The sequence below is a fragment of the Ruegeria sp. AB10 genome (genome assembly GCF_056542745.1).
Genome location: NZ_JBQGAI010000001.1, coordinates 949,955 through 974,082, shown reverse-complemented (window position 1 = coordinate 974,082; position 24,128 = coordinate 949,955). Strand labels below are relative to the sequence as shown.

Annotated in this window: 26 protein-coding genes; 13 read left to right on the top strand and 13 right to left on the bottom strand. The window is 60.6% G+C overall.

Translation table 11 applies throughout. The features are described from left to right. Positions 1-10: 10 nt before the first annotated feature. Positions 11-814 carry an extensin-like domain-containing protein gene (locus tag ACR0NT_RS04930; RefSeq protein WP_480442658.1) on the top strand — a complete coding sequence of 268 codons (804 nt, stop codon included), beginning with the start codon at positions 11-13 and terminating at the stop codon, positions 812-814. On the opposite strand, the gene ACR0NT_RS04925 is transcribed toward ACR0NT_RS04930, so the two are convergent. Next, positions 811-1,812, bottom strand: coding sequence for a DUF2125 domain-containing protein (locus tag ACR0NT_RS04925; protein WP_170670489.1), 1,002 nt, complete (start codon positions 1,810-1,812; stop codon positions 811-813). The two genes, ACR0NT_RS04930 and ACR0NT_RS04925, sit on opposite strands and share 4 nt — an antisense overlap. Before the next feature lie 67 nt (positions 1,813-1,879). Here ACR0NT_RS04925 and ACR0NT_RS04920 point away from each other — a divergent pair, with 67 nt between their 5' ends. From ACR0NT_RS04920 to ACR0NT_RS04910, 3 genes are all read left to right on the top strand, one after another. Further along, positions 1,880-2,410 carry a gamma-glutamylcyclotransferase gene (locus ACR0NT_RS04920; RefSeq protein WP_170670491.1) on the top strand — a complete coding sequence of 177 codons (531 nt, stop codon included), beginning with the start codon at positions 1,880-1,882 and terminating at the stop codon, positions 2,408-2,410. A 70-nt stretch (positions 2,411-2,480) separates the two neighbouring features. Further along, on the top strand, positions 2,481-3,659 hold the full coding sequence (locus ACR0NT_RS04915; RefSeq protein WP_170440743.1) for a biopolymer transporter ExbB: 1,179 nt from the start codon (positions 2,481-2,483) through the stop codon (positions 3,657-3,659). A gap of 3 nt (positions 3,660-3,662) precedes the next feature. Further along, on the top strand, positions 3,663-5,300 hold the full coding sequence (locus ACR0NT_RS04910; protein ID WP_170670494.1) for a peptidoglycan -binding protein: 1,638 nt from the start codon (positions 3,663-3,665) through the stop codon (positions 5,298-5,300). An 11-nt stretch (positions 5,301-5,311) separates the two neighbouring features. Here the strand turns inward: ACR0NT_RS04910 and ACR0NT_RS04905 are convergent, their stop codons facing one another. The 3 genes from ACR0NT_RS04905 to gloB all read right to left on the bottom strand — a co-directional run bounded on the left by ACR0NT_RS04905 (position 5,312) and on the right by gloB (position 9,269). After that, positions 5,312-5,920, bottom strand: a complete 609-nt coding sequence (locus ACR0NT_RS04905; RefSeq protein WP_170670496.1) for a DJ-1/PfpI family protein — start codon at positions 5,918-5,920, stop codon at positions 5,312-5,314. Positions 5,921-6,010: 90 nt separating this feature from the next. After that, positions 6,011-8,335: an ATP-dependent Clp protease ATP-binding subunit ClpA gene (clpA, locus tag ACR0NT_RS04900; RefSeq protein WP_170440748.1), complete on the bottom strand. Its 2,325-nt coding sequence runs from the start codon at positions 8,333-8,335 to the stop codon at positions 6,011-6,013. Positions 8,336-8,501: 166 nt separating this feature from the next. Then, complete coding sequence (gene gloB, locus ACR0NT_RS04895) at positions 8,502-9,269, bottom strand: hydroxyacylglutathione hydrolase (protein WP_170670498.1); 768 nt, start codon at positions 9,267-9,269, stop codon at positions 8,502-8,504. 61 nt (positions 9,270-9,330) lie between these two features. Between gloB and ACR0NT_RS04890 the strand changes: the two genes are divergently transcribed. The 7 genes from ACR0NT_RS04890 to ACR0NT_RS04860 all read left to right on the top strand — a co-directional run bounded on the left by ACR0NT_RS04890 (position 9,331) and on the right by ACR0NT_RS04860 (position 15,692). After that, entirely contained in the window at positions 9,331-10,065 is a 735-nt protein-coding gene (locus tag ACR0NT_RS04890; protein ID WP_170440752.1) for a methyltransferase domain-containing protein, read from the top strand. 303 nt (positions 10,066-10,368) lie between these two features. Then, positions 10,369-10,929, top strand: a complete 561-nt coding sequence (locus ACR0NT_RS04885; protein ID WP_170670500.1) for a F0F1 ATP synthase subunit delta — start codon at positions 10,369-10,371, stop codon at positions 10,927-10,929. Beyond that, entirely contained in the window at positions 10,930-12,468 is a 1,539-nt protein-coding gene (gene atpA / locus ACR0NT_RS04880; protein ID WP_170440756.1) for a F0F1 ATP synthase subunit alpha, read from the top strand. A 12-nt stretch (positions 12,469-12,480) separates the two neighbouring features. Beyond that, positions 12,481-13,359, top strand: coding sequence for a F0F1 ATP synthase subunit gamma (locus ACR0NT_RS04875; RefSeq protein ID WP_170670503.1), 879 nt, complete (start codon positions 12,481-12,483; stop codon positions 13,357-13,359). A gap of 18 nt (positions 13,360-13,377) precedes the next feature. After that, positions 13,378-14,802, top strand: coding sequence for a F0F1 ATP synthase subunit beta (gene atpD, locus ACR0NT_RS04870; RefSeq protein ID WP_010441763.1), 1,425 nt, complete (start codon positions 13,378-13,380; stop codon positions 14,800-14,802). Between the two features lie 12 nt (positions 14,803-14,814). Continuing rightward, positions 14,815-15,225 (top strand): F0F1 ATP synthase subunit epsilon, encoded by a 411-nt coding sequence (locus tag ACR0NT_RS04865; protein WP_170440760.1) that lies wholly within the window; start codon positions 14,815-14,817, stop codon positions 15,223-15,225. A gap of 116 nt (positions 15,226-15,341) precedes the next feature. After that, on the top strand, positions 15,342-15,692 hold the full coding sequence (locus ACR0NT_RS04860; protein WP_170440762.1) for an H-type lectin domain-containing protein: 351 nt from the start codon (positions 15,342-15,344) through the stop codon (positions 15,690-15,692). A gap of 48 nt (positions 15,693-15,740) precedes the next feature. Here ACR0NT_RS04860 and ACR0NT_RS04855 read toward each other — a convergent pair whose 3' ends face one another. The 3 genes from ACR0NT_RS04855 to ACR0NT_RS04845 form a co-directional block, all read right to left on the bottom strand. Next, complete coding sequence (locus ACR0NT_RS04855) at positions 15,741-16,433, bottom strand: hypothetical protein (protein ID WP_170440764.1); 693 nt, start codon at positions 16,431-16,433, stop codon at positions 15,741-15,743. 301 nt (positions 16,434-16,734) lie between these two features. Further along, positions 16,735-17,184 (bottom strand): ribose 5-phosphate isomerase B, encoded by a 450-nt coding sequence (gene rpiB, locus ACR0NT_RS04850; protein WP_170670505.1) that lies wholly within the window; start codon positions 17,182-17,184, stop codon positions 16,735-16,737. A gap of 60 nt (positions 17,185-17,244) precedes the next feature. Beyond that, positions 17,245-18,264 (bottom strand): ribose-phosphate pyrophosphokinase, encoded by a 1,020-nt coding sequence (locus tag ACR0NT_RS04845; RefSeq protein WP_170440769.1) that lies wholly within the window; start codon positions 18,262-18,264, stop codon positions 17,245-17,247. A 108-nt stretch (positions 18,265-18,372) separates the two neighbouring features. On the opposite strand from ACR0NT_RS04845, the gene ACR0NT_RS04840 reads away from it, so the two are divergent. Continuing rightward, positions 18,373-18,975, top strand: coding sequence for a 2-hydroxychromene-2-carboxylate isomerase (locus tag ACR0NT_RS04840; RefSeq protein ID WP_170670506.1), 603 nt, complete (start codon positions 18,373-18,375; stop codon positions 18,973-18,975). Further along, complete coding sequence (locus tag ACR0NT_RS04835) at positions 18,972-19,781, top strand: alpha/beta fold hydrolase (protein ID WP_170670508.1); 810 nt, start codon at positions 18,972-18,974, stop codon at positions 19,779-19,781. Before ACR0NT_RS04840 ends, ACR0NT_RS04835 begins: the two co-directional genes overlap by 4 nt. Here ACR0NT_RS04835 and ACR0NT_RS04830 read toward each other — a convergent pair. The 6 genes from ACR0NT_RS04830 to ACR0NT_RS04805 form a co-directional block, all read right to left on the bottom strand. After that, positions 19,778-20,812, bottom strand: a complete 1,035-nt coding sequence (locus ACR0NT_RS04830) for a beta-eliminating lyase-related protein (protein WP_170670510.1) — start codon at positions 20,810-20,812, stop codon at positions 19,778-19,780. The two genes, ACR0NT_RS04835 and ACR0NT_RS04830, sit on opposite strands and share 4 nt — an antisense overlap. Continuing rightward, positions 20,812-21,285, bottom strand: coding sequence for a YcgN family cysteine cluster protein (locus ACR0NT_RS04825; RefSeq protein ID WP_170440776.1), 474 nt, complete (start codon positions 21,283-21,285; stop codon positions 20,812-20,814). The genes ACR0NT_RS04830 and ACR0NT_RS04825 overlap by 1 nt, the downstream gene beginning before the upstream one ends. Beyond that, positions 21,282-22,214 (bottom strand): bifunctional riboflavin kinase/FAD synthetase, encoded by a 933-nt coding sequence (locus ACR0NT_RS04820; RefSeq protein ID WP_170670512.1) that lies wholly within the window; start codon positions 22,212-22,214, stop codon positions 21,282-21,284. Before ACR0NT_RS04820 ends, ACR0NT_RS04825 begins: the two co-directional genes overlap by 4 nt. 170 nt (positions 22,215-22,384) lie before the next feature. Beyond that, positions 22,385-22,606, bottom strand: a complete 222-nt coding sequence (locus ACR0NT_RS04815) for a Stf0 family sulfotransferase (protein WP_170670514.1) — start codon at positions 22,604-22,606, stop codon at positions 22,385-22,387. A 58-nt stretch (positions 22,607-22,664) separates the two neighbouring features. Continuing rightward, the gene (locus ACR0NT_RS04810; RefSeq protein WP_170440782.1) at positions 22,665-23,108 is read right to left on the bottom strand and encodes a MaoC family dehydratase; all 444 of its coding nucleotides are present in this window, start codon (positions 23,106-23,108) and stop codon (positions 22,665-22,667) included. Positions 23,109-23,208: 100 nt separating this feature from the next. Beyond that, the gene (locus tag ACR0NT_RS04805) at positions 23,209-24,084 is read right to left on the bottom strand and encodes an HAD family hydrolase (protein WP_170670516.1); all 876 of its coding nucleotides are present in this window, start codon (positions 24,082-24,084) and stop codon (positions 23,209-23,211) included. Positions 24,085-24,128 lie beyond the last annotated feature (44 nt).

Here is a 24,128-nt window from a genome sequence, read left to right as displayed (position 1 = left end):
GAGGTTTCTGATGGTTGGATGCGTGGCGGTCAGCGCCACATGGTCCTATGCGGCGCCTCCGGAACAGTCACTGGTTCCCGTCACGCGCCCCTCTGAGGCAGCGGTGCTGGCCTTTGCAAGCCCGGCCCCCGTTGAGATTCGCCCCAAATTGCGGCCCGACCCGCAAATCGTTCTGGCCGCGGCGACAGCCCCGGTGGATGTGTCTGTGTTGGAGCAAAGCGTGCCCATCCGACCGCTCTTGCGGCCAAAAGCGCTGGAGCTTGAGGTGCTGTTCAAGAAACGCAAGCTGCGCAGAACCTCGGTGTGCGGGGATATCGACATTCAGGGCAAACCGGTCGGCAACGTCCCCGGCAGGATCACAGCGTGCGGCATCCAGGATGCCGTTCAGGTCACCTCGGTCTCGGGCGTGGCGCTCAGCCGCCCGTCGACAATGGATTGCGGCACGGCCATTGCGCTGAACCAATGGGTCGACAAGTCGGTCAAACCCACCTTCAAGCGGCGCGGTCCGGTGGTCGAGCTTCAGGTCGCCGCGCATTACGCCTGCCGGACGCGTAACAATCGCAAAGGTGCGCGTATCTCGGAACACGGCAAGGGCCGGGCGATCGATATCTCGGGTTTCAAGATGGCCGACGGAGAGGTTGTGACCGTGCTCAAAGGCTGGCGCAAGAACCCGTCAAAGCGGCAGCTGACCAAGATCTGGCGCGGGGCGTGTGGGCCGTTTGGCACTGTGTTGGGGCCAAACTCGGACCGGTATCACCGGGATCATTTCCATCTGGACACGGCGCGCCACCGCCGGGGGCCGTACTGCCGTTAGCGCAGGATCAGACGTGGCGCCGGTCCAAGGGGCAGGGGGCCAAGCGCCACGAAACCATCACGGAAATTCAGTTGCAGGTCCAAGGCGTTGGGGTTGCCGCCCAGCCCGGCCATGAAGTTCAGCGCACGGGTCACCGGATCAACCGCCTGATCGGGCAGGGCGCCAGCCGCGTTGGCCATGGCGATCATGTCGCGCCAGTTCTCGGCCTTTACGGCAATCTCTCCGGTGGGGATGCCCTGTTGATCGACATCCAACTCTCCGGTTGCGAACAGACGCAGCGCGCCCCATTTCATCTCGGCCAGACGCAGGTCAATCTTTACCGGCTGCGGCCTGCTTTCCTCCAGCGCCGAGCGATCCCAGGCTTTGTCGAAGGTGGCAATCATATCCAATTCCAGTGCCTCGAACGCCTGCGGAAGGGTCGTGGCCGAGCGCATCAATTCGCGCAGGTCGTCGCCGGGGGTGAAGCCATCAATCCGGGCACCAATTACATAGGCTTCGGGGGTCGGCGTTTGCTCCATCACCAGAGCCAGAGTATCACCACCGGCCAGCGCCTCGGCATCGTCGGTGATCGACCACGGACCAGCGGTCAGCGCCATCTTTTCCAACACCAGCGCGACGCCGGGCTGCAATTGCAGCTCGGCCTGAAGGCCGCTGGCTTCGATTGTGGCCGTCTGATCGTAGTAGGACAGCCGCTGTGGCGTGTCGGCAAACCGCAGCACCTGTCGGCCGGGCCAAATCGCGGGGCTTTGGAACTCGATCCAGTCGGCACTCCATGCGGTGCCGTTGACCGGATCGGCCAGTGCCGGGCTGTTCAGGCGGGTCATGTGGTGGAACGGGTATCCGGCGGTCTCAACATCTGCAAACTCGGCCTGCCAGCCCCTTTCTTGCTGTTTGTCGAACCAAGTGGTGATGGCATTGCGCAGCCCGAAACCGGCGATGAACCAATAGGCGCTCCACGCGACAAAGATGAAAATGATAAACCGCATCAGACCGCGCATGACAGATGGCCCTTTTTCCCGCCTCGGAATTGATGTTTATAGGCGCAAACGGGCAAGGACCAGTGCTATGACGATGTGGGTTTTCGGATATGGATCACTGCTGTGGAATCCGGGTTTTCCGGTGGCCCGCAGCGAACGCGCCACGCTGAACGGCTATGCCCGGTCCTTCTGTATGAGCTCGATCCATCACCGCGGCACAGAAGATCGTCCCGGCCTTGTTCTGGCGCTGGACGAACAGGCCGACGCCCTTTGCAAAGGCTTGGCGCTGGCGGTCGAGGCCGGCCACGAAGAGCGCACGCTGCACGAATTGCGCGAACGCGAGCTTATTTCATCGGCCTATGTCGAGAAGATGCTGGATGTGCATCTGGATAGTGGCGAAGTGGTGACAGCGGTGACATACGTGATCGACGCCGACCATGTGCAGTATTGCGGGGGGATGCCGCTGGAGGAACAGGCGCAGATCATCGCCCATGCGGTCGGCGGGCGCGGGCCGAACACCGAATACCTGTATAACACAGCCGAACATCTGGCCGAGATCGACCTGCGCGATCCCGACCTTGAGTGGCTGGCGCAACGGGTGCGGACCATCACAGCATAAACCCTTGGCGTCACCGGTGTATTTTCGTTAGATTCAACGCAGAGCAGGCAAAAAACCGGGAACCACGCGCATGGCGCAGGCACAACAGGGCGCGAGACCGCATTTCTCGCAACCCATTCGTCAGATCGTTACGATGCTGGTCGCGATCGCCTTGGCGGGGCTTGGGGTCTTCATGGCGCTGCCCTACGTTTTGCCGGTCTTTTATGCCAACCCCTACCTGAATGGTTTCATCATACTCGTCTTCATCATCGGTGTGTTCGCCTGTTTCTATCAGGTGACACAGCTGATTGGGTCGGTCCGCTGGATCGAGGCGTTTGTCGGCGGTGTTGTTGGTGAGGACGCCCGCACACCGCAATTGCTGGCGCCGCTGGCGTCGCTGTTGCGCGAACGGGGCGCGCGGTCGCAGATCAGTTCAACCTCAACCCGGTCCATTCTGGATTCGGTGGCCGAGCGGATCGAGGAAGAGCGCGAGATTACCCGCTATATCACCAACGTCCTGATTTACCTTGGCCTTTTGGGTACGTTCTTCGGGCTGGCCACTACCGTTCCGGCCATCGTCGACACCATCCGCAGCCTCAACCCGCAACAGGGCGAAGAGGGGCTGGCCGTGTTCAACCGCCTGATGGTCGGGCTTGAATCGCAGCTGCAGGGCATGGGCGTGGCCTTCGGGTCTTCTCTGCTGGGCTTGGCGGGGTCGTTGATCGTCGGCCTGTTGGAACTGTTCGCGGGTCACGGGCAGAACCGGTTCTACCGCGAGCTTGAGGAATGGTTGTCCTCGATCACTCGCGTCGGCTTTGCCGCCGGGGACGAAGGCAACGCCGAACTGGCCGTGCTGACCCCTGTGCTCGATGCCATGTCCGAACAGATGAACGCGCTGCAGGATTTGTTTTCCGCGCAAGGGGCGGATAGCGCGGCTGTATCGACCAAATTGGGCCAACTGGCGGACTCGATTGGCGAAATGAACGCGCGGCAATCGAACAACGACAATGTGACGGCGGCCTTGGAACGGGTGGCCCTGGGTCAGGACGCGCTTCTGGATCACATGCGCGAGCAGGGCACCGGCGATGGGATCGATGCCGAAAGCCGGATGCGCCTGCGGTCAATGGACGTGCAGTTGCTGCGCATTCTCGAAGAAATCTCGGCTGGCCGGCAAGAGAGCATGAGCGAGCTGCGCAAGGATATCGAACTTCTGGTCAAAGCCCTGACACTGCCCCGAGGCGCCGTGCGTACTGCTCCGGAAGGCGAGTAGCCCATGGCCCTGTCCCGCCGCACAGGTCAGCGTTTTCAGGGCTCGGTCTGGCCCGGATTCGTGGATGCGATCACCGGGCTTTTGATGGTGCTGACCTTTGTGTTGACCATCTTCATGGTGGTGCAATTCGTGCTGCGAGAGACCATTTCCGGGCAAGAGGACGAGTTGACCGCCCTGTCGGACGAGGTCGCGGCCCTGGCCGGGGCGCTGGGTCTGGAAGAACGGGAAAACAGCCGGTTGCAGGCGCGGTTGGGGGTGTTGAGCTCGACCCTGAACCAGGTCGAGACGGAATTGGTGCAGGCGCAGATACAACTCACCGACTTTGAGGATCAGGTCGCGGCCCTGTTACTGGATCAGGCGCAGTCACAGGATGAAATCGCCGAACTGCAGAGTGAACAGGACGCGTTGAACCTGGCTCTGGCGCAAAGCCGGTCCGAGATCGACGAACAGACCGAGGCCGCCCGTCTGGCCGCCGCACAACGCGAGGCGCTTGAGGCGTTGGTGGCCGATCTGGAACAAGCGGATGCGGCGCAGACCACCCGGATCTCTGAGCTTGAAGAACAGCTGACCACGGAAGAAGCCGCCAGATTGGCCGAGGCCGCCGCTGCCGAAAACCTGCGGACCCGTCTGCAGAACGCAGATGCCGAACTGACCGCCATGACCCTCGCGCTGGAGGCGCAGCGCAAGGAAGCCGAGGAAACGTTGACCCTGCTGGCCGCGGCGCAGGCCGCTAAGGCAGAACTGGAACAGCAGTTTGGCGATCTGAACAACGAAGACCTGCGGGCTCGGCTTGACGCCGCCCTTGCAGCGCGAACCGAGGCTCAGGCCGAGGCGCAGGAACAACGGACATTGGCCGAGGAGCGCGCGGCCCTGCTGGCCGTGGCGCGCGACACGCTGTCGGCCGAGCAGGCGATTTCCGAAAAGGCGCAGCGTGAAACCGCGCTGTTGAATCAGCAGATGGCCGCGCTGCGCGAGCAATTGGGTGGGTTGCAGGCGCTGCTGGACGACTATGCCGAGCGCAACGCTGCCGCTGACATCCGCATCCAGTCACTGGGGCAGGACCTGAACGCCGCGCTGGCGCGGGCGGCCTCGGAAGAGCGCCGCCGCCGCCTGCTGGAAGAGGCAGAACGTATCCGTCTTGAGGCCGAGGCGCAGGACCTTGCCGCGCAGGCCGAGGACCTGCAGCGCTATCGGTCGGAATTCTTCGGCCGCCTGCGCGACGTTCTGGGCAATGAAGAGGGCGTGCGGATCGAAGGGGACCGTTTCGTGTTTTCCTCCGAGGTGCTGTTCGACACCGGGTCGGCCATCTTGTCCCCGGTCGGTCAGCAAGAGGTCGCCAAAGTGGCCACAATCCTGCGCAGCGTGGCGGCGGAAATTCCCGAAGGTCTGAACTGGGTGATCCGCGTCGACGGCCACACGGATAATGTGCCCTTGGCCGGGACGGGGCGCTATCGCGACAACTGGGAGCTGAGCCAGGCGCGGGCCTTGTCGGTGGTGCGCTACATGGTCGACGCCTTGGGCATTCCGCCGAACCGGCTGGCGGCCAACGGCTTTGGCGAGTTTCAGCCCGTCGACCCGGCCGACACACCCGAAGCCCGCGCGCAGAACCGTCGGATCGAGCTGAAGCTGACCGAGCGCTAACTTCCGGGCGTTCAGACCAACCCATGAATGCGGGCAAACGGATCGTTGGTCTTATCTTTGTGCCACGTATATTCGCACCATTTAGCGACCTTTTCGGCCACGTCCTCTCCGTGCATCAGGGCGATTGCGCCAAGCGCCATGTCCATGCCGGCGGACACGCCGGCCGAGGTCAGAAATGGCCCGTCTTCCACCCATCTCGCCTGCGGAATCCAGTCGACATGCGGTCCCTGTTCGCAAACCCACGAAAACGCGGCCTTGTTGGTTGTGGCGCGCCGATTGTCCAGCAGGCCCGCTTTGGCAAGCAGGGCGCTGCCGGTGCAGACGCTGAGGGTAAACTCTGCGGAGTTCGAACAGTGCGTGATCCAGTCCAGCAGGCGCGCGTTGCCAACCTCGCGGCGCGTTCCTGCACCGCCGGGTACAAACAGGACGTCATAGCGACCACCATCCCCAAGCGATTTTTCGGCAAAGGCTTTCAGCCCTTGATTGCTTGTGACCGGGCCTGCGGTTTCGGCCACAAGCTCCAATGAGAAGTCATCGGCAAGCAGGCCGAACATCTGCATCGGGCCAAACACATCCAGCAACTCGAACCCGGGAAAGATCAACGCCCCGATTTTACGCATTCCGGCTCTCCTCCCGCAGACGGGTATCCGTCACAAAAAAAGCCCGCCAACATAGGTCGGCGGGCGTATGGATTTGTTGTGGGACCGGGGTCAATCCGCAGTCAACAACGGCGGCTTGTCGCCCGGAATACGCGGCTGATCGGGGCCGAAGATTTCCAGGTTCAGCTCACCTTTCCTGACCGAGACGCGAACCACACCGCCCTTGGCCAGCTTGCCGAACAGCAGCTCCTCGGCCAGGGGTTTCTTGATGTGCTCCTGAATTACGCGCCCCAGCGGGCGGGCACCCATCTTGTCGTCATAGCCCTTGTCGGCCAGCCATTCGGCGGCTTTGTGCGTCAGGTCGATGGTCACGTTGCGGTCCAGCAACTGCGCTTCCAGTTGCAGAACGAATTTCTCGACCACCTGCAGAATGACCTCTTTCGGCAGCGGCGCGAACGAGATCACCGCATCCAGACGGTTGCGGAATTCCGGCGTGAACATGCGTTCGATCGCGGCAGTGTCTTCGCCTTCGCGACGGTCACGGGCAAAGCCGATGGCGGCCTTGGCCTGTTCCTGCGCGCCCGCATTCGAGGTCATGATCAGAACCACGTTGCGGAAATTCACCGTGCGGCCGTTGTGATCGGTCAGTTCACCGTGGTCCATCACCTGCAACAGGATGTTGAACACGTCCGGATGTGCCTTTTCGATCTCATCCAGCAGCAGCACGCAATGCGGATGCTGGTCAACGCCGTCAGTCAGCAGACCGCCCTGATCGAACCCGACATAACCCGGAGGCGCACCGATCAGACGGCTGACCGCATGTTTCTCCATGTACTCGGACATATCGAAGCGCAGCAGTTCCACACCCAGCGTATCGGCCAGCTGTTTCGCCACCTCGGTTTTGCCCACACCGGTCGGACCGGCGAACAGGTAGTTGCCGATGGGCTTTTCAGGCTCCCGCAGACCGGCACGGGCCAGCTTGATCGCGCTGGACAGCGCCACGATGGCGTCATCCTGACCGAACACGACCCGCTTCAGCGAGGCTTCGAGGTCTTTCAGAACCTCTGCATCGTCTTTGGTGACGTTCTTCGGCGGGATGCGGGCGATCTTGGCGACGACCGCCTCGATCTCTTTCACACCGATGGTCTTGCGGCGTTTGCTTTCGGCGACCAGATGCTGCGCGGCACCGGCCTCATCAATCACGTCGATGGCCTTGTCCGGCAGTTTGCGGTCGTTGATATAGCGCGCCGAGAGTTCCACGGCGGTCTTGATCGCGTCCGCAGTGTACTTGATCTCGTGATGCTCTTCGAAATAGGGTTTCAGACCGCGCAGGATCTTCACGCTGTCCTCGACCGAAGGTTCGTTCACGTCGATCTTCTGGAACCGGCGGCTCAGCGCGCGGTCCTTTTCAAAGTGCTGACGGAATTCTTTGTACGTGGTCGAGCCCATGGTGCGCAGCTTGCCACCCTGCAGGGCAGGTTTCAGCAGGTTGGACGCATCCATCGCCCCACCTGACGTTGCACCGGCCCCGATCACGGTGTGAATCTCGTCGATGAACAGAACTGCGTCGGGGTGATCTTCCAATTCGGTTACGACCGCCTTGAGCCGTTCCTCGAAATCCCCACGATAGCGGGTGCCCGCCAGCAATGCGCCCATGTCCAGCGAGTAGATGGTGGTATTAGACAGCACATCAGGTGCTTCGCCGCCCACGATCTTGTGCGCCAAACCTTCAGCGATAGCAGTTTTGCCAACGCCCGGATCCCCCACCAGCAGCGGGTTGTTCTTGCGGCGGCGGCAGAGAACCTGAATGCAACGCTCAACCTCATCGGCGCGGCCGATCAGCGGGTCAACGTCGCCTGCGCGCGATTTCGCGTTCAGATCAATGCAGTATTTACCAAGCGCGCTTTCTTTCTGGTCGCCCTCGCCAGCGGTGGCCTGAACCTCTTCCTCGACCTGATCCGCGCCGGATACCGAGCGGTTTTCGCCATAGGCCGGATCCTTGGCCACACCATGTGCGATGAAGTTCACAGCGTCATAGCGGGTCATGTCCTGTTCCTGCAGGAAATAGGCCGCGTTGCTTTCGCGTTCGGCAAAGATCGCAACCAGGACATTGGCGCCGGTCACTTCGGTCCGGCCCGAGCTTTGGACATGGATCGCGGCGCGTTGGATCACACGCTGGAAGGCAGCAGTCGGTACGGCCTCAGATCCGTCGATATCGGTGACCAGATTGGACAGGTCTTCGTCAATGAATTCAACCAGAGTGCTGCGCAATTCTTCCAGATCGACGCTGCAGGCCTTCATGACGCGGATGGCATCAGGTTCTTCCAGCAGCGCCAGCAGCAGATGCTCCAGCGTTGCGAATTCATGTCGCCGCTCATTCGCAGCCGCCAGGGCCGCGTGAATGGCTTGTTCTAATGTGCTCGAGAATGAAGGCACGCGGGTGCTCCTCTGTCTTGGGTCGAAGGGGGGCGGCTATGGCCCCAATCCAACCATGTCCTCATACTATTAGAGTTTGGTTGATCGTGGCCCGGCTTCAAGGGTTTTCTTACTCTTGACAGTCACATTTAACGTGACCGTGGCCGTGAAGAGAGCGAAATAGGGACTAGAAGCGGTCTTTTCTAGCCCGGATTTCGGCGAAAACTGCCGCAGGGTCAGCATTTTCCATCCCTAGATGCACCTGAATCGCAGGATCGGCGGCGCGCAGAAACGGGTTTGTGGCCTGTTCCAGCGCTAGTGTCGACGGCACCGTGGGCCGCCCTTCGGCGCGGGCGCGGTCGATCTCGACAATGCGTTGCTGCAGCGCGGCGTTGTCGGGTTCGACGGTCACCGCAAATTTGGCGTTGGATTGTGTATATTCGTGCCCCGAGCAGACGATTGTTTCGTCCGGCAGGGAGGCCAGTTTGCTGAGGGACGCCCACATTTGCGGCGCGGTGCCTTCAAACAGGCGGCCACATCCAAGCGCCATCAGACTGTCGGCGGTGAACACAACAGAGCTTTGCGGCATGTAATAAGCAACATGTCCGACCGTGTGGCCGGAGACGTCCAGCACCTGAACCGGTTCGCCGCCAACCTCGAACGTATCCCCGTCCGCGACCTGCTGATCCAGCGGGGGCAGGCGATGGGCGTCGGCAGCAGCCCCAATGACCTTGGCGGGGTGCTTTTCAAGAATGCCCGGCAGACCGTCGACATGGTCCCAGTGATGATGGGTCAGCAGCACATGGGTGAGGTTCCAGCCACGTGCTTCCAGTTCGGTCAAAATCGGGGTGGATTCGGGCGCATCAACAAGGGCGGTCTGGCCACTGGCGGCGTCATGCGCCAGAAAAGCGTAGTTATCGCTGAGACATGGGATGGTGACGATCTCAAGAGGCATGGCCTTTTGCCCTTTCGTTGCTAGACTGCGCTCAGCTAAGCCGATTGACCGGGTGTCCGCAATGCATCTTGATGTGCAGGATCTGAGGAACTTCTACTACCGCAGCACATTGGGCCGTGCTGCGCAGGCGGCTATTAGGGGCCGGCTGACCGAGATATGGCCCGAAGCCAAGGGACAGACTGTGGTGGGTTTCGGCTTTGCGGTGCCCTTGCTGCGCCCCTATCTGGCCGATGCACGCCGTGTGATCGGCCTGATGCCGGGGCCACAGGGGGTGATGCCGTGGCCCGCGGGCATGCCCAACGTGTCGGTTCTGACCGAGGAAACCTCATGGCCCGTTGAAACCGGCCATGTCGACAAGCTGGTGGTCATGCACGGGCTTGAGACCTCGAGCCGCCCCAGTGAACTGCTGGATGAATGCTGGCGTGTTCTGGGGCCGGGTGGGCGGGCCTTGTTCGTAGTGCCGAACCGGGCCGGGTTGTGGTCGCGAACGGACCGGACGCCGTTCGGGTTCGGGCGGCCGTATTCGGCGTCGCAGCTGGAAAGTCAGCTAAAGGGGCATCATTTCATCCCGGAAAGTCACTGTTCCGCCCTCTACATGCCGCCGTCCTTTCGGCGCTTCTGGCTGAAATCGGGAAGTCTGATCGAGAAAACCGGACAACGCTTGCCTACGGTCATGGCCGGTGGTGTTCTGATGGTTGAGGTGACCAAACATATCCGCCCCCCCAGCGGCAGCGTTACCAAAGACACCGAGCGGCGCCCCATCAAAGCGTTGGACGGTTTGTTGAAGCCCGCGTGACCGCTGAGCCGCCATGCGGTCGGAAAAAACGCGGGAAAAAAGTCACAGGAATCGCAAAAACCTGCATATTCGTAACATTTTTCAACTGACCTAGGGGGTCCAAACCGTCGCACTTGGTGTAAGCGCCTGAAAAATATAGATTTGTGGATAATTCTGTTACCGCTATAGTATATTGCTTGGTTGGTTCTGCTCTGCTACATCCCCGGTGATTTTGATCCCCGCCCTACATGGACGGGGTTTCCTCACGCCCCAAGGTAGCGGCCGCTACTCAAAATCGGGGCCTCAAATATCGGAAGGGTGGACGTGTCCGAACCAGCTTCGATTTCCACAGGCATCGCCGAGCGCTATGCCACTGCAATCTTTGAGATTGCAAAAGAGAACAATGACCTTGCAGGTCTGGAATCCGGCATCAATGATCTGGCAACAGCTTTGGGCGAAAGCGCCGAATTGCGCGACCTGATCGCATCTCCGCTGGTTTCGCGCGCCGAACAGGAAGGCGCAATCACCGCGGTCGCCGACAAAATGGGCCTGCATGCCATCCTGCGCAATACGCTGGGCCTGATGGCGCAGAAACGCCGCCTGTTCGTGGTGCCGCAGCTGGTGCAGGTTCTGCGCGACATGCTGGCCGAAGAGCGCGGCGAAGTGACCGCCGATGTCGCCTCGGCCAAGGCGCTGACCAAGACACAGCTGGAAAAACTGTCCAAAACGCTGTCCGAGCGTGTGGGCAAGACCGTGACAATCAATGCGACCGTTGATGAAAGCCTCATCGGCGGTCTTGTCGTTAAAGTGGGCTCGAAAATGATCGATAGCTCGATCCGTTCGAAGCTGAACTCCCTACAGAATGCAATGAAAGAGGTCGGATAAATGGGAATCCAAGCTGCAGAGATTTCTGCAATCCTGAAGGACCAGATCAAGAATTTTGGTCAGGAAGCGGAAGTGGCCGAGATCGGCCGCGTGCTGAGCGTCGGTGACGGGATTGCCCGTGTATACGGCCTGGACAACGTGCAAGCGGGTGAGATGGTCGAATTCCCCGGTGGCATCATGGGCATGGCCCTGAACCTGGAAAGCGACAACGTGGGTGTCGTTATCTTTGGTTCTGACCGTGACATCAAAGAAGGTGACACCGTCAAGCGCACCAACTCGATCGTGGACGTTCCGATCGGTGACGAGCTGCTGGGCCGCGTTGTTGACGGTCTGGGCAACCCGCTGGACGGCAAAGGTCCGATCAACGCGTCGAAGCGTGGCGTTGCCGACGTCAAAGCCCCCGGCATCATTCCGCGTAAATCGGTGCACGAACCGATGGCAACCGGCCTGAAATCGGTTGACGCGATGATCCCGATTGGCCGTGGCCAGCGGGAACTGATCATTGGTGACCGTCAGACCGGTAAAACCGCCGTTGCTCTGGACACCATCCTGAACCAGAAAGTTTACAACGACGCAGCAGGCGACGACGAGTCGAAGAAGCTGTACTGCGTCTACGTTGCGGTTGGTCAGAAGCGTTCGACCGTTGCGCAGCTGGTGAAGAAACTGGAAGAGTCCGGTGCGATCGACTATTCGATCGTTGTGGCCGCGACCGCGTCCGACCCGGCGCCGATGCAGTTCCTGGCACCCTACGCCGCGACCGCGATGGCCGAGTACTTCCGTGACAACGGCCGCCACGCGCTGATCATCTATGATGACCTGTCGAAGCAGGCTGTGTCCTATCGTCAGATGTCCCTGCTGTTGCGCCGTCCGCCCGGACGTGAAGCCTATCCGGGTGACGTTTTCTACCTCCACTCGCGCCTGCTGGAGCGTTCGGCGAAGCTGAACGAAGATTTCGGTGCTGGTTCGCTGACCGCTCTGCCGGTTATCGAAACGCAGGGTGGTGACGTTTCGGCGTTTATTCCGACCAACGTGATCTCGATCACCGACGGCCAGATCTTCCTGGAAACCGAACTGTTCTACCAGGGCATCCGTCCTGCTGTGAACACCGGTCTGTCGGTTTCGCGTGTGGGCTCCTCGGCTCAGACCAACGCGATGAAATCGGTCGCGGGTCCGGTTAAGCTGGAACTGGCTCAGTACCGCGAAATGGCGGCCTTTGCTCAGTTCGGTTCCGACCTTGACGCCGCAACTCAGCAGTTGCTGAACCGTGGTGCGCGTCTGACCGAGTTGATGAAACAGCCGCAGTACTCGCCGCTGACCAACGCGGAAATCGTCTGCGTTATCTTCGCAGGCACCAACGGTTACCTCGACAAGATCGAAGTGTCCGACGTTGGCCGCTACGAGGCCGGTCTGCTGGCGCACCTGCGCGGCAAGCACGCTGACCTGCTTCAGTGGCTCACCGACGAAGATCCGAAGATCAAAGGTGACGCGTCCGACAAGATCAAGGCAGCGATCGACGAATACGCCGCGACCTTCGCATAAGAGGAGGTTCTGATGCCTAGTCTGAAGGACCTTAAAAACAGGATCGAGTCGGTCAAATCGACCCGCAAGATCACCAAGGCCATGCAGATGGTCGCGGCAGCAAAACTGCGCCGCGCCCAGGAATCTGCCGAAGCCTCGCGCCCCTATGCCGAACGGTTCAATGCCGTGATGGCGGGGCTGGCGGCGTCGGTCGGGGGCAGCGACAGCGCCCCCAAGCTGCTCCGTGGTACGGGCAGCGATGATGTCCATCTGCTGGTTGTGATGACAGCTGAACGTGGCCTGTGTGGCGGCTTCAACTCGAACATCGCCAAGCTGGCCCGCCAAAAGGCGGAAGAGCTGCGCGGCAAAGGCAAGACGGTCAAGGTTCTGACCGTCGGCAAGAAAGGCCGCGACGCGCTCAAGCGTGATCTGGGCGATCTGTTCGTCGGGCATGTCGACCTGAGCGAAGCAAAACGCATTGGTTACACCAACGCGCAGGACATCGCGAAGGACATCCTGTCCCGCTTTGACGGGGGTGAGTTCGATGTTGCCACGATCTTCTACTCGAAGTTCGTCAACGTTGTGACCCAGATCCCGACGGCACAGCAGGTCATCCCCGCCTCGTTCGAAGACGAAGCGGCGGGTGACGACAGCGGTGCCATCTTCGACTACGAGCCCAGCGAAGAGGCCATCCTGGCCGACCTGCTGCCTAAGGGGGTCGCGACCGCGATCTTCTCGGCTCTGCTCGAAAACGGAGCGTCTGAACAGGGTGCACGGATGTCCGCGATGGACAACGCGACGCGCAACGCGGGTGAGATGATCGACAAGCTGACGATCCAGTTCAACCGCTCGCGTCAGGCCGTGATCACCAACGAGCTGATTGAAATTATTTCCGGCGCCGAAGCGCTGTAAGAAAACCGGAGACGAAACATGGCGAATGCAAAAGGCAAAGTCACACAGATCATCGGGGCCGTCGTCGACGTGCACTTCGAAGATCAGCTGCCTGAAATTCTGAACGCGCTGGAAACCACCAACAACGGCAAGCGCCTGGTGTTGGAAGTTGCTCAGCACCTGGGTGAAAACACCGTCCGCACCATCGCGATGGACGCGACCGAAGGTCTGGTCCGCGGCGAAGCCGTGACTGACACCGGCGCACCGATCTCGGTTCCGGTTGGCAACGCCACCCTGGGCCGCATCCTGAACGTGGTTGGTGAACCGATCGACGAAAAAGGCCCGGTTGAGGCGTCTGAGGCCCGCGCGATCCACCAGCCCGCGCCGACCTTCGACGAACAATCGACCGAGTCGGAAGTTCTGGTCACCGGCATCAAGGTTGTTGACCTGCTGGCCCCCTACGCCAAAGGCGGTAAGATCGGCCTGTTCGGCGGCGCCGGCGTTGGTAAAACCGTTCTGATCATGGAACTGATCAACAACATCGCAAAAGTGCACTCGGGCTTCTCGGTGTTCGCGGGTGTTGGTGAACGGACCCGTGAAGGCAACGACCTGTACCACGAGATGATCGAATCGAACGTCATCAAGCCCGACAACCTGTCGGAATCGCAGGTGGCTCTGGTTTACGGTCAGATGAACGAACCTCCGGGAGCGCGTGCACGTGTTGCTCTGACCGGTCTGACCCTGGCCGAGCAGTTCCGCGACCAGTCCGGTACCGACGTTCTGTTCTTCGTCGACAACATCTTCCGCTTTACGCAGGCGGGCTCCGAGGTTTCGGCTCTGCTGGGTCGTATTCCTTCGGCGGTGGGCTACCAGCCGACGCTGGCCACCGACATGGGCGCCCTGCAGGAACGCATCACCTCGACCAAGTCGGGCTCGATCACCTCGGTGCAGGCCATCTACGTACCTGCGGACGACCTGACCGACCCCGCGCCGGCGACCTCGTTTGCGCACCTCGACGCGACCACCGTTTTGAACCGTGCGATCTCGGAAAAGGGTATCTACCCTGCTGTTGACCCGCTCGACTCGACCTCGCGTCTGCTCGACCCGGCCATCGTTGGTGAAGAGCACTACAAGGTTGCGACCGACGTTCAGCAGATCCTCCAGCGCTACAAGTCGCTGCAGGACATCATCGCCATCCTCGGCATGGACGAACTGTCGGAAGAAGACAAACTGACCGTGGCCCGTGCCCGTAAGATCGAACGCTTCCTGTCGCAGCCGTTCGACGTGGCCGAGGTCTTCACCGGTTCGCCGGGCGTTCAGGTTCCTCTGGATGTGACCATCGCGTCGTTCAAGGCCGTTGTGGCCGGCGAATACGATCACCTGCCCGAAGCGGCCTTCCTGATGGTTGGCGGCATCGAAGAAGTGATCGCCAAAGCGGAAAAGATGGCCGCAGAAGCCGCCTAAGGAGTATCCCTGATGGCAAACACGATGCAATTCGACCTCGTCAGCCCCGAGCGGAGCCTAGCTTCGCTCAGCGCGACGGCGGTCCAGATTCCCGGCGCGGACGGGGACATGACGGCGATGCCCGATCATGCCCCCACCATCACCACGCTGCGCCCGGGCATCCTGAAGGTCGACTCACCCGAAGGCTCCAGTGAATATCTGGTCACCGGCGGGTTTGCTCAGATCAACGGCGATGGCTTGTCGGTTCTGGCCGAAAAGGCCATTCCGGTTGCCGAGGTGACCCGGTCGCATCTGGACGATCTGGTGGCCGAGGCCCGCGCTTCGCACGAAGCAGCGAAGGAAGGCGATGACCAATCCATCGTCGACGACGCCGCCAAGCTGCTGGCCGACATGGAAGCCCTAGGAACGCATATGAGCCTGTAAGGTTCACTGCATTCAGAATGTCGAAAACGGCCTCGCTTGCGCGGGGCCGTTTTTTTGTGGTGATTTTAACGAAACCTCGGGATAAGGTGTCGGAATTCAAAGAAAAAGACGATGTAATGAAGACATTTCGAACCCACCCGATTGGCATCGACCAAGGCGAGGCCGTGCTGTTTTCCGAATTCGCTGATGGTGGCGATATGTGGACGGGCGAGGGGCCGCGCGAACGGCGCAAACCTATCACCTTCAGTCAGCCCTTCCGGTCGGTGCCGGTGGTTCAGATCGGCGTGTCGCTGTGGGATGTGGACACATCCTCGGCCCTGCGTGCCGAAGTGACGGCCGAGGATATTTCCTCCGAGGGGTTCACCGCTGTGTTTCGAACGTGGTCCGACACACGAATTGCTCGGATACGGGCCGCGTGGACTGCCATCGGCGAGGTCGCGCACGAGGATGACTGGGATATTTCCTAGGCCTGCGTCAAACGCATGGCGACGGCTCTGTGGCCTTGTGCTGAGCACTCACTGCAACGCGGATAGGATGTAGTCTATTTCCCGAGTGCCCATCCCTGTTTTTTGAATGGTCAGATAGGTCGCCAAGGCACCAATCAGGAAGCAGACGGGTACCCGAGCAAGCGCGCTTCCACGCAAAAATAGGCCTACGAACCCAACAAGAACCGAGAGAGCAAGCAAAAAAATTGAGGCCACAAGAGCACCCTCAAAGATTTGCTGCGCGGTCTCAGATGGAATTTTCGTGGCCCGGTGCGCTAAAAACGAGCTTATGCATGAGCTGATACCTAAAATGAGGCCTAAAACGGAGCTGCGTATCCGCGCTTTTATTGAAGCATTTCGGACTGGGCGTTCACCGAATTCTGTTCCCAAGGGTGCCGTGCTGTTGCGTGTAGCTTGTTTTTTGGAAAATGCGCGCAGCAGAAGAATGCAGCCGGTTAGAAAGAAGGTCACACCGAATAGTGCCGATGCGACTATGTATCCGAGGCCAGGGCTCTCACGGAGCACTTCGTAACTTTCGTTTAGGTCTTTGATGATGAAAAGACCCAGACTCATCAAAAAAGCACCGATACAAACAACGATGAGGTTTGGCTTTTTAGGCGCCTGTGCTGCGGTGCTTTGCGGTCCGCCATACAAAACGGGCTGGGCAATCCCGGAATCGGCGTTGATGCGTTGAATGCGTTCCTGAAAGTTTGCGTTGGACATGTGGTGAATTCTTCGAGCTTCGCAATCAACTTCACCGTGCCGCATGAATGTGGTGACAATTGGTCAAGAAGTAGCGGTTTTCAGACATTGATAACCCGGCTGAAGTACCCTTGGCTGGCCGTTGAAAGCAGGTACGGGGATTGCAAGAATGGCCGGTTTGCACCGCCTGCTCGATCTCACGCCAAAGCCGGGTGCAGTGAAGCTGCACTTTGGGTTCGGATCAAGCAGGGGTGGATGCCAGAGGCAGGCGTTGAACGGAAAAGTTGAAGTCTGCTCAGATTTGAAGGGGTGGGCGGAAACCCTAGCTGTTTTCCGCCTCAATCATATCAACACGCGTCGCGTGACGGCCGCCCTCGAACTCGGCCCCCAGAAACGCATCGACGATGTCCAGCGCCTGGCCTTCACCTACCACGCGCGCGCCGATGGACAGCATGTTGGCGTTGTTGTGCTGACGGATCATCCGGGCCGAGAACGCGTCCGAGCAGGCGCCACAGCGGATGCCGGGGACTTTGTTCGCCGCCATCATGATACCCTGTCCGGTGCCGCACAGAATGATCCCCAGTTCGCACTCCCCCGAGGCCACGGCCTGCGCTGCGGCTTTTCCGTGTTTGGGGTAATGTGTGCTTTCAGTGGATGTCGGTCCGATATCCACCACGTCCCAGCCCTTTGCTGCGATGTGGTTGGCGACGGCTTGGCGCAGCTCGATGGCTGCGTGGTCGCTGGAAAGAACGATGCGTTTTGAGGCGGTCACTGGAACGTCCTGATTTGATATTACAACGAAAAAGGGCGGCTGTCGGGCCGCCCGTCTCTGTCAGTCCATGTGGTACATGGATTCGTAGATCGGCGTCAGGGTCTTGTCCTCGAACAGGGACGACACGCTGGTGCCGTTCCAGATGTTCAGGATCGCCTGGGTAAAGATCGGCGCGGTCGGCACGATGCGGATGTTCTTGGCCTTGTCGATCTCTTTGGTGGGCTGGATGGTGTCGGTCAGCACCAGCGACTTCATCACCGAGTTCGTCACGCGTTCGACCGCCGGGCCGCTCATGACGCCGTGGGTGATGTACGAGTGTACCTCTTTCGCGCCGTTATCCAGCAGCACCTGCGCCGCTTTGCACAGCGTGCCGGCGGTGTCGCACATATCGTCCACGATCAGGCAGATCTTGTCCTTCACGTCCCCGATCACGGTCATCTCGGCCACTTCGCCGGCCTTTTCGCGGCGCTTGTCCACGATTGACAGGGGGGCGTTGATCCGCTTGGCCAGCTCACGCGCGCGGGCCACGCCGCCAACGTCGGGCGAGACCACCATGATCTCGTCCAGATTGTCCTTGAACTGATTTTTCACATCCAGCGCAAAGATCGGCGAGGCATAAAGGTTGTCCACGGGGATATCAAAGAACCCCTGAATCTGCGCGGCATGCAGGTCCATGGTCAGAACCCGCTCGATCCCGGCGCCGGTCAGCATATTGGCCACCAGCTTGGCGCTGATCGGCGTGCGGGCCTTGGTGCGGCGGTCCTGGCGGGCATAGCCGAAATAGGGGATCACGGCGGTGATCCGCTGCGCGGACGAGCGGCGCAGCGCGTCAGCGATGATCAGCAGTTCCATCAGGTTGTCATTGGCCGGGTTCGAGGTCGGCTGGACGATGAACATATCCTCGCCGCGGACGTTTTCGAACACTTCGACGAAAATCTCGCCATCGTTGAACCGTTCGACCCGCGCATCGACCAGACCCTGATCGACTCCGCGATACAGGCTCATGCGGCGAGCAATGGATTCGGCAAGCGGAAGATTGGCGTTCCCAGCGATAAGCTTGGGTTCGTGGAGTGTCGGCATCGGCTGAGGTCCCCGGGCAGCAATGGCAAATGTGACAGATTCGTGATGTTGACACCGCTTAGCATGGCCTTACCGTCCAGCAAAGATAACGCTGCGGAGAAAGTGAACATGTCCCGGATTGACTACTTTTTTGCGACAATTTCGCCATTCACCTATCTGGCTGGCGCGCGGCTGGAAGAAATCGCGGCCAAGCACGGCGCGTCGATCAATTACAAACCGCTGGATATCATGGCCCTGTTCGCACGCACCGGGGGGACGCCCCCGAAAGATCGACATATCTCTCGCGTTGAATACCGGGCGCAGGAATTGCTGCGGCAGTCCAGAAATTTGGGCGTGGAGTTCAATCTGCAACCGGCGCACTGGCCGACCAATATGGCGCCGTCCTCTTATGCGGTGATCGCGGCGATCAAGGACGGCTCTGGCGATGTGGGCAAGCTGGTCCAGTCCTTCCTGCGCGCCTGCTGGGCCGAGGAAAAGGACATCGCGCAGGATGATGTGATCCGCGATTGCCTGTCGAATGCCGGGTTTGATCCGAACCTTGCGGATAGTGGCCTGCTTGTGGGTGCCGAAACCTATGCCGCCAATCTGGAAGAGGCTGTGGATCGCGGTGTTTTTGGTGCGCCCTTCTATATCACCGAGGATGATCAGAGGTTCTGGGGGCAGGATCGGCTGGACGATCTGGATCGGCACCTGACCGAGATGAAAGAGTGACGAACCTGCCGCCGGTTCATGTCAGAACCTTGGGCCAGGGCGCGCGCAAGGTGCTGGCCCTTCATTGCACGATTGCGCATTCCGGTGCGTGGTCCGGTCTGGCTGCGGCGCTGGAGGGCGAGGCGACCCTGATCGCCCCCGATATGCTGTCGCATGGCCGCAGTCCGGATTGGGACGGGCAGGGCGATTTTTTCGACCTCGCCACGGAAGCGGCGGTCGCACAGCTGACCGAACCGATGGATGTGATCGGCCATTCATTTGGTGGCATGATCGCGCTGCGTCTTGCGGTCGAACATCCAGACCTGATCCGCAGCGCGGTGTTGATCGAGCCTGTGTTCTTTGCGGTCGCGAAACAGGACGCGTCCGATTTGATGGCGAAGCACGATCACGAGGCGCAGCCTTATACGGATGCTCTGGCCGCCGGAGACATGGCGCTGGCCGCGCGCCTGTTCAACAGGATGTGGAGCACCGATGACAGCCCCCGCTGGCCGGACCTGCCGGAACGGACGCGTGCCGCAATGGTGCGGGGCGTGCACGTTGTTCCAGCGGTCGAAGATGTTCTGTTTCAGGACCGGAAAGGGCTGCTGAGCCCCGGCGTTCTGGACCGAGCGGCCATGCCGGTTCTGATCCTCAGCGGGTCAAGGACGCATCCGGTGATGCCTGTGATTGCTCAGGGGCTGCAAAGGCGGCTGCCCAATGCATCCTGCGCCGTGGTTGAGGGGGCGGGGCATATGTTGCCGATTTCGCATCCGCAAGACACTGCGCGCCTTGTAGGGCAGTTCTGGCAGGGCGTCGGCAGCCGTTAAAGCAGGGCGAGGAACCGGTCAATCTCCTCGGCGCTGATCGACCAGTCGCAGACCAGGCGGCAAGCAAGGATTTCTGCGTCATTGTCGCCGTCCAGCTCCGCCCCCCACAGGTGATAGACGGCACCGGCATCGTGCAGCTGTTTGTGCCGTGCCCGTGAGAATTGCGCGAAGATCATGTTGGCCTGCGGTTCATGCAGGAACGAGGCCCCCTTGGCGCGCAACCCCTCGGCCAGTCGGGCGCAGTTGGCATTGGCCTGACGTGCCAATTTCAGCCATAGGTCATCCTGCAGATAGGCCGCCATTTGCGCCGACAAATAGCGATGCTTGGAAAACAGGTGCGCCCCGCGCTTGCGACGCATTTCGAATTCCCAGGCTTTGGATTCGTCGAAGAAGACAACCGCCTCGACCCCCATCAACCCGTTCTTGGTGCCGCCAAAGCTGACCGCATCCACACCCGCCCTCCACGTCATCTCGGCCGGAGAGCAGTTCAGCGCAACCAGCGCATTGGTGAACCGCGCGCCGTCCAGATGCACTGGCAGGCCGTATTCCTTGGCCACACCGCACAGCGCCTGCAGCTCGGCCAGTGAATAGACCGAACCGCGTTCCGTGACCTGCGTGATCGACACCGGCCCGCGTTGGGGGCCATGCACACCGCGTGTCTCTTCGGCCAGAATCGAGCGGCGCAGGGCTTCGGGCTCCATCTTGTCGCTGCCGTGCACCAGCGTCAGTTTGGCACCGCTGTAGAATTCCGGCGCGTTGCACTCATCCTCGTGGATATGCGCCACCGGCGAGCAGAATACCGTATCCCAAGGGTTTGCCAGCGTCGCCAGCGCCAGCGAATTCGCCGCTGTCCCGGTGGCCACCAGATAAACTGCCGCGCCCGGAGCCTCGAAGATGCCGCGAATGCGGTCCCGCACCTCATTCATCAGCGTGTCGGCGCCATAGGCCATCTGATAACCCTCATTGGCCGCGTTCAGTGCGGCCATGACCTGGGGGTGAACCGGCCCGGAATTGTCAGAGGCGAAATACATCAGCTGGGCTCCTCGATGATATAGTCTTCCCACTCTTCAAGCGGTGTTTCGAACTCGGACACCGTGCGGCCCTGAACCGACATCCCGGCGGCGTGCACGCTGTTCGGCGTACCAGATATCAACGGGTGCCAGTCGTAAAGAGGTTTGCCTTCCCACAGCAGCCGATAGGCGCAGGTCTGCGGCAGCCAATAGGCGTGATCGTCGATATTGTCGGGCTTCATGACGATGCATTCCGGCACGAACTGGTGGCGGATGTCGTATTGGGTGCAGCGACAGGTCTCATCATCCAGCAGGCGGCAGGCGACGCAGGTCAGGGCGACCTCGCCGGTATCCTCGTCTTCCAGCTTGTTCAGACAGCATTTGCCACAGCCGTCGCACAGCGCCTCCCACTCGTGCTGGTTCATCTTGGTCAGTGGTTTGCGTTCCCAGAAACGGGGGCTGAGGCCTTTGCGATCAATCGGATCGGTTGTCATAGCGCCGCCAGAATGCTGCGCGCCTTGCCGCAATCGGCATTCATCTGGGTGATAAGACCGTCGAGCCCATCAAAGGTCATCTCGGGGCGCAGATAGTCGATCAGGCCGACCGACAGGGTCGCGCCATAAAGATCCCCCGAGAAGTCGAACAGAAAGGTTTCGATATTGGGCACTTCGCCATGGAACATCGGCCGCGTCCCGACCGAGGCCGCTCCGTGATAGCTGCCCTGATGGGGGCCGTCCAACACATCGACCAGCACCGCATAGACGCCGAATTTCGGCGGGTGCAGCCCCTCGATGGACATGTTTGCCGTAGGAAAGCCCAGCTCGCGGCCCCGCTGTTCGCCGCCGATCACCTCGCCTTCGATGCGATGCCAGTGTCCCAGCATAGCGGCAGCATCGCGCGGGCGGCCTTCGGACAAGGCGGTGCGGATTGCGGTCGACGACACCACGTTTTCGGACCGCTCCATCAGCGGAGCGATGGTGACGCCGAACCCCATTTCCTGCCCAAAGCGGGCCATGTCATCCGCCGTCCCGCTGCGGCCTTTGCCGAAACAGAAATCGGCACCTACGACCACATGCGACAGGCCCAGCCCGTCGCAGATCACGTTGCGGGCGAATTCCTCGGGAGTCAGCCCGGCCAAGGCCGCGTTGAAGGGCAATTCGTACAGTTTCCGCACGCCCAGCTTTTCCAACCGGTGCGCGCGGGCGTTGCCGCGCATCAGGCGAAAGGGGGGGGCATCGGGTGCAAAATACTCGCGCGGGTGAGGTTCGAATGTCAGCACGCCCAAGGGGGCATCCGGGGCAGCATTGCGCGCCAGTTCGATCACCGATTGGTGGCCGATATGGACGCCGTCAAAGTTCCCGATCGCCACGCTGGCGCCGCGGTCCTGAGGCTCGATAAACTGGAAATCCCGGATAATGCGCATAGTGCCTGCCTAGCGGGACTGCGGGGTGGGTTCAAGCGCCTGATTTCGCCGTCCTGCCGTGGGCCTGCCGGCTTGAAGCCGTCGGACCTATTTCTGGTTTGTCGTACCCGCCGGTCTGGCGGTCTGAGGCGTGACCTAGGCTGCACGGGAAGGATCAATGCCCAACTGAGTCACTCGTCGGCGGGCCTTGTCAAAGACCCTGCGCAGGGCGGCGTACGGGTTCGGATAGGCGTGTTGACCCTGATCGACTGCGTCATCCAGTCGACCAGATGCGGTGAGCGAAAGTAGGATGCCGGTTTGGCCGCGCATCCGGCTGCGGCCAGCCGTTTGCACGGAAACGTGCTGCCGCTGCGTGGGTTTGCACAGATGACGTGCGCGCCGAGACGGCTCACGGCCCGGATGTAAACCGGGCCGATGATCGAAACATGACAGGTAAAGCCTGGATTCGGTTCAGTCGAACTTGCGCGACGGGGCCAGCACCATGGCCTCACCGATCAGCACTTTCTTACCGTCGACCGAGCAGTGGCAGTCCAACTTGACCCGGCGCTTTGAAAAGTCGATGTCGATCACCTTGACCTCGGCATAGACCATGTCGCCGGGGCGGACCGGGGCCAGAAATTTCAGCGACTGACCCATGTATACGGTGCCGTGGCCGGGCAGTTGTTCCCCGATCACGGCCGAGATCAGGCCGGCGGTCAGCATCCCGTGCGCGATGCGGCCCTCAAAGATCGTGTCGCGGGCGTAATCGTCATCCAGATGCACCGGATTCCGGTCAGTCGAAACCTGCGCGAACATCTCGATATCTTCGTCCGTTACCACTTTGCGCAGGTAACGGGTCATGCCCATTTCGATGTCTTCGATACAGATCGTGCCGCGCGGAAGATTGTCCAACATGTCGCCCTCACTTGAATCCGCAGGGCAACAAAACAACCAAAGTCGCCCTAGTTCGGCAACTTTATTACTTCGCAGTCGCAGAAAATCAAGTCTTTTCTGATTATCTCAGACGGCCGATTGTATAGGTGGGGTTGATGTTTTCCCTTGCGATATAGCCGGTTAGGGATTCGTGGTGCGGATGGTGCGACGTTTTTGTTTCGGCCGCAGCCAATCCGCCGGAAATAAACAGAGAATCAATCCCCTCTCCCATGCCGCCCAGAATGTCCGTATGCGGGCCGTCGCCGATCACCAGAATATCGCCATCAGGGATGTCATGACCCAATTCCTGCAGCCGACGACGGGCCAGATCGTAGATCGGCGGATGCGGCTTGCCGAAATAGAGGCTCTCGCCGCCCATCTCGGTATAAAGTTTGGCCAGCGCACCCGCGCACCATTCCCGAACCTCGCCCCGGTCGACCACGATATCGGGGTTGGCGCAGAGCAGCTTCATGCCCTTTTGCTTGGCATAGAGGAAATCGGGGCGGTTCATCGACGGGTCCGCCATCGGGTCGAACGGGCCGCAGCAGACGATGCCTTCGGCCTCGTCCAGAGGGACACGTTCGATGTGGATGGGGTGGTGCAGCAGTTTCAGCGGTTCAAAGAACCCGGCATCGCGCTGCCATTCCCCCATGAAATAAACCTTTTCGCCCACCGCACCCCGAAACATCGCCGAGCGCGCCGAGTCGCCGCTGGTGGCGATGGTGTCATAGGCATCGGCGGGCACGTTGAATTGTGCCAGCTGCTCGGCCACGCCCGCGCGGGGTTTCGGAGAGTTCGTGACCAGCACCACAATCCCGCCATTTGCCCGATAGGCCTGAAGGGCGGCAACGGCCTCGGGGAAGGCGGTGATGCCATTGTGAACGCAGCCCCAAAGGTCAACAAACAGCGCCTTATAGCGGTCGGATACGTCGGACAGGGCGTGGATGATCTGGGTCATAATGGCCTCGGGCAAGAAAACAGGTTTATGCCAGCTATGCCAAA

Excerpts from the sequence above, each read along its gene's own strand:
- ACR0NT_RS04845 (WP_170440769.1), bottom strand. The coding sequence starts at position 18,264 with ATGCCGACACTCCACGAACCCAAGCTTATCGCTGGGAACGCCAATCTT.
- ACR0NT_RS04855 (WP_170440764.1), bottom strand. The coding sequence starts at position 16,433 with ATGTCCAACGCAAACTTTCAGGAACGCATTCAACGCATCAACGCCGAT.
- atpA (WP_170440756.1), top strand. The coding sequence starts at position 10,930 with ATGGGAATCCAAGCTGCAGAGATTTCTGCAATCCTGAAGGACCAGATC.
- ACR0NT_RS04830 (WP_170670510.1), bottom strand. The coding sequence starts at position 20,812 with ATGTATTTCGCCTCTGACAATTCCGGGCCGGTTCACCCCCAGGTCATG.
- ACR0NT_RS04930 (WP_480442658.1), top strand. The coding sequence starts at position 11 with ATGGTTGGATGCGTGGCGGTCAGCGCCACATGGTCCTATGCGGCGCCT.
- ACR0NT_RS04910 (WP_170670494.1), top strand. The coding sequence starts at position 3,663 with ATGGCCCTGTCCCGCCGCACAGGTCAGCGTTTTCAGGGCTCGGTCTGG.
- ACR0NT_RS04925 (WP_170670489.1), bottom strand. The coding sequence starts at position 1,812 with ATGCGCGGTCTGATGCGGTTTATCATTTTCATCTTTGTCGCGTGGAGC.
- ACR0NT_RS04890 (WP_170440752.1), top strand. The coding sequence starts at position 9,331 with ATGCATCTTGATGTGCAGGATCTGAGGAACTTCTACTACCGCAGCACA.
- atpD (WP_010441763.1), top strand. The coding sequence starts at position 13,378 with ATGGCGAATGCAAAAGGCAAAGTCACACAGATCATCGGGGCCGTCGTC.
- ACR0NT_RS04920 (WP_170670491.1), top strand. The coding sequence starts at position 1,880 with ATGACGATGTGGGTTTTCGGATATGGATCACTGCTGTGGAATCCGGGT.
- ACR0NT_RS04860 (WP_170440762.1), top strand. The coding sequence starts at position 15,342 with ATGAAGACATTTCGAACCCACCCGATTGGCATCGACCAAGGCGAGGCC.
- ACR0NT_RS04905 (WP_170670496.1), bottom strand. The coding sequence starts at position 5,920 with ATGCGTAAAATCGGGGCGTTGATCTTTCCCGGGTTCGAGTTGCTGGAT.
- ACR0NT_RS04875 (WP_170670503.1), top strand. The coding sequence starts at position 12,481 with ATGCCTAGTCTGAAGGACCTTAAAAACAGGATCGAGTCGGTCAAATCG.
- gloB (WP_170670498.1), bottom strand. The coding sequence starts at position 9,269 with ATGCCTCTTGAGATCGTCACCATCCCATGTCTCAGCGATAACTACGCT.
- ACR0NT_RS04810 (WP_170440782.1), bottom strand. The coding sequence starts at position 23,108 with ATGTTGGACAATCTTCCGCGCGGCACGATCTGTATCGAAGACATCGAA.
- ACR0NT_RS04915 (WP_170440743.1), top strand. The coding sequence starts at position 2,481 with ATGGCGCAGGCACAACAGGGCGCGAGACCGCATTTCTCGCAACCCATT.
- ACR0NT_RS04820 (WP_170670512.1), bottom strand. The coding sequence starts at position 22,214 with ATGCGCATTATCCGGGATTTCCAGTTTATCGAGCCTCAGGACCGCGGC.
- ACR0NT_RS04825 (WP_170440776.1), bottom strand. The coding sequence starts at position 21,285 with ATGACAACCGATCCGATTGATCGCAAAGGCCTCAGCCCCCGTTTCTGG.
- ACR0NT_RS04840 (WP_170670506.1), top strand. The coding sequence starts at position 18,373 with ATGTCCCGGATTGACTACTTTTTTGCGACAATTTCGCCATTCACCTAT.
- ACR0NT_RS04805 (WP_170670516.1), bottom strand. The coding sequence starts at position 24,084 with ATGACCCAGATCATCCACGCCCTGTCCGACGTATCCGACCGCTATAAG.
- ACR0NT_RS04865 (WP_170440760.1), top strand. The coding sequence starts at position 14,815 with ATGGCAAACACGATGCAATTCGACCTCGTCAGCCCCGAGCGGAGCCTA.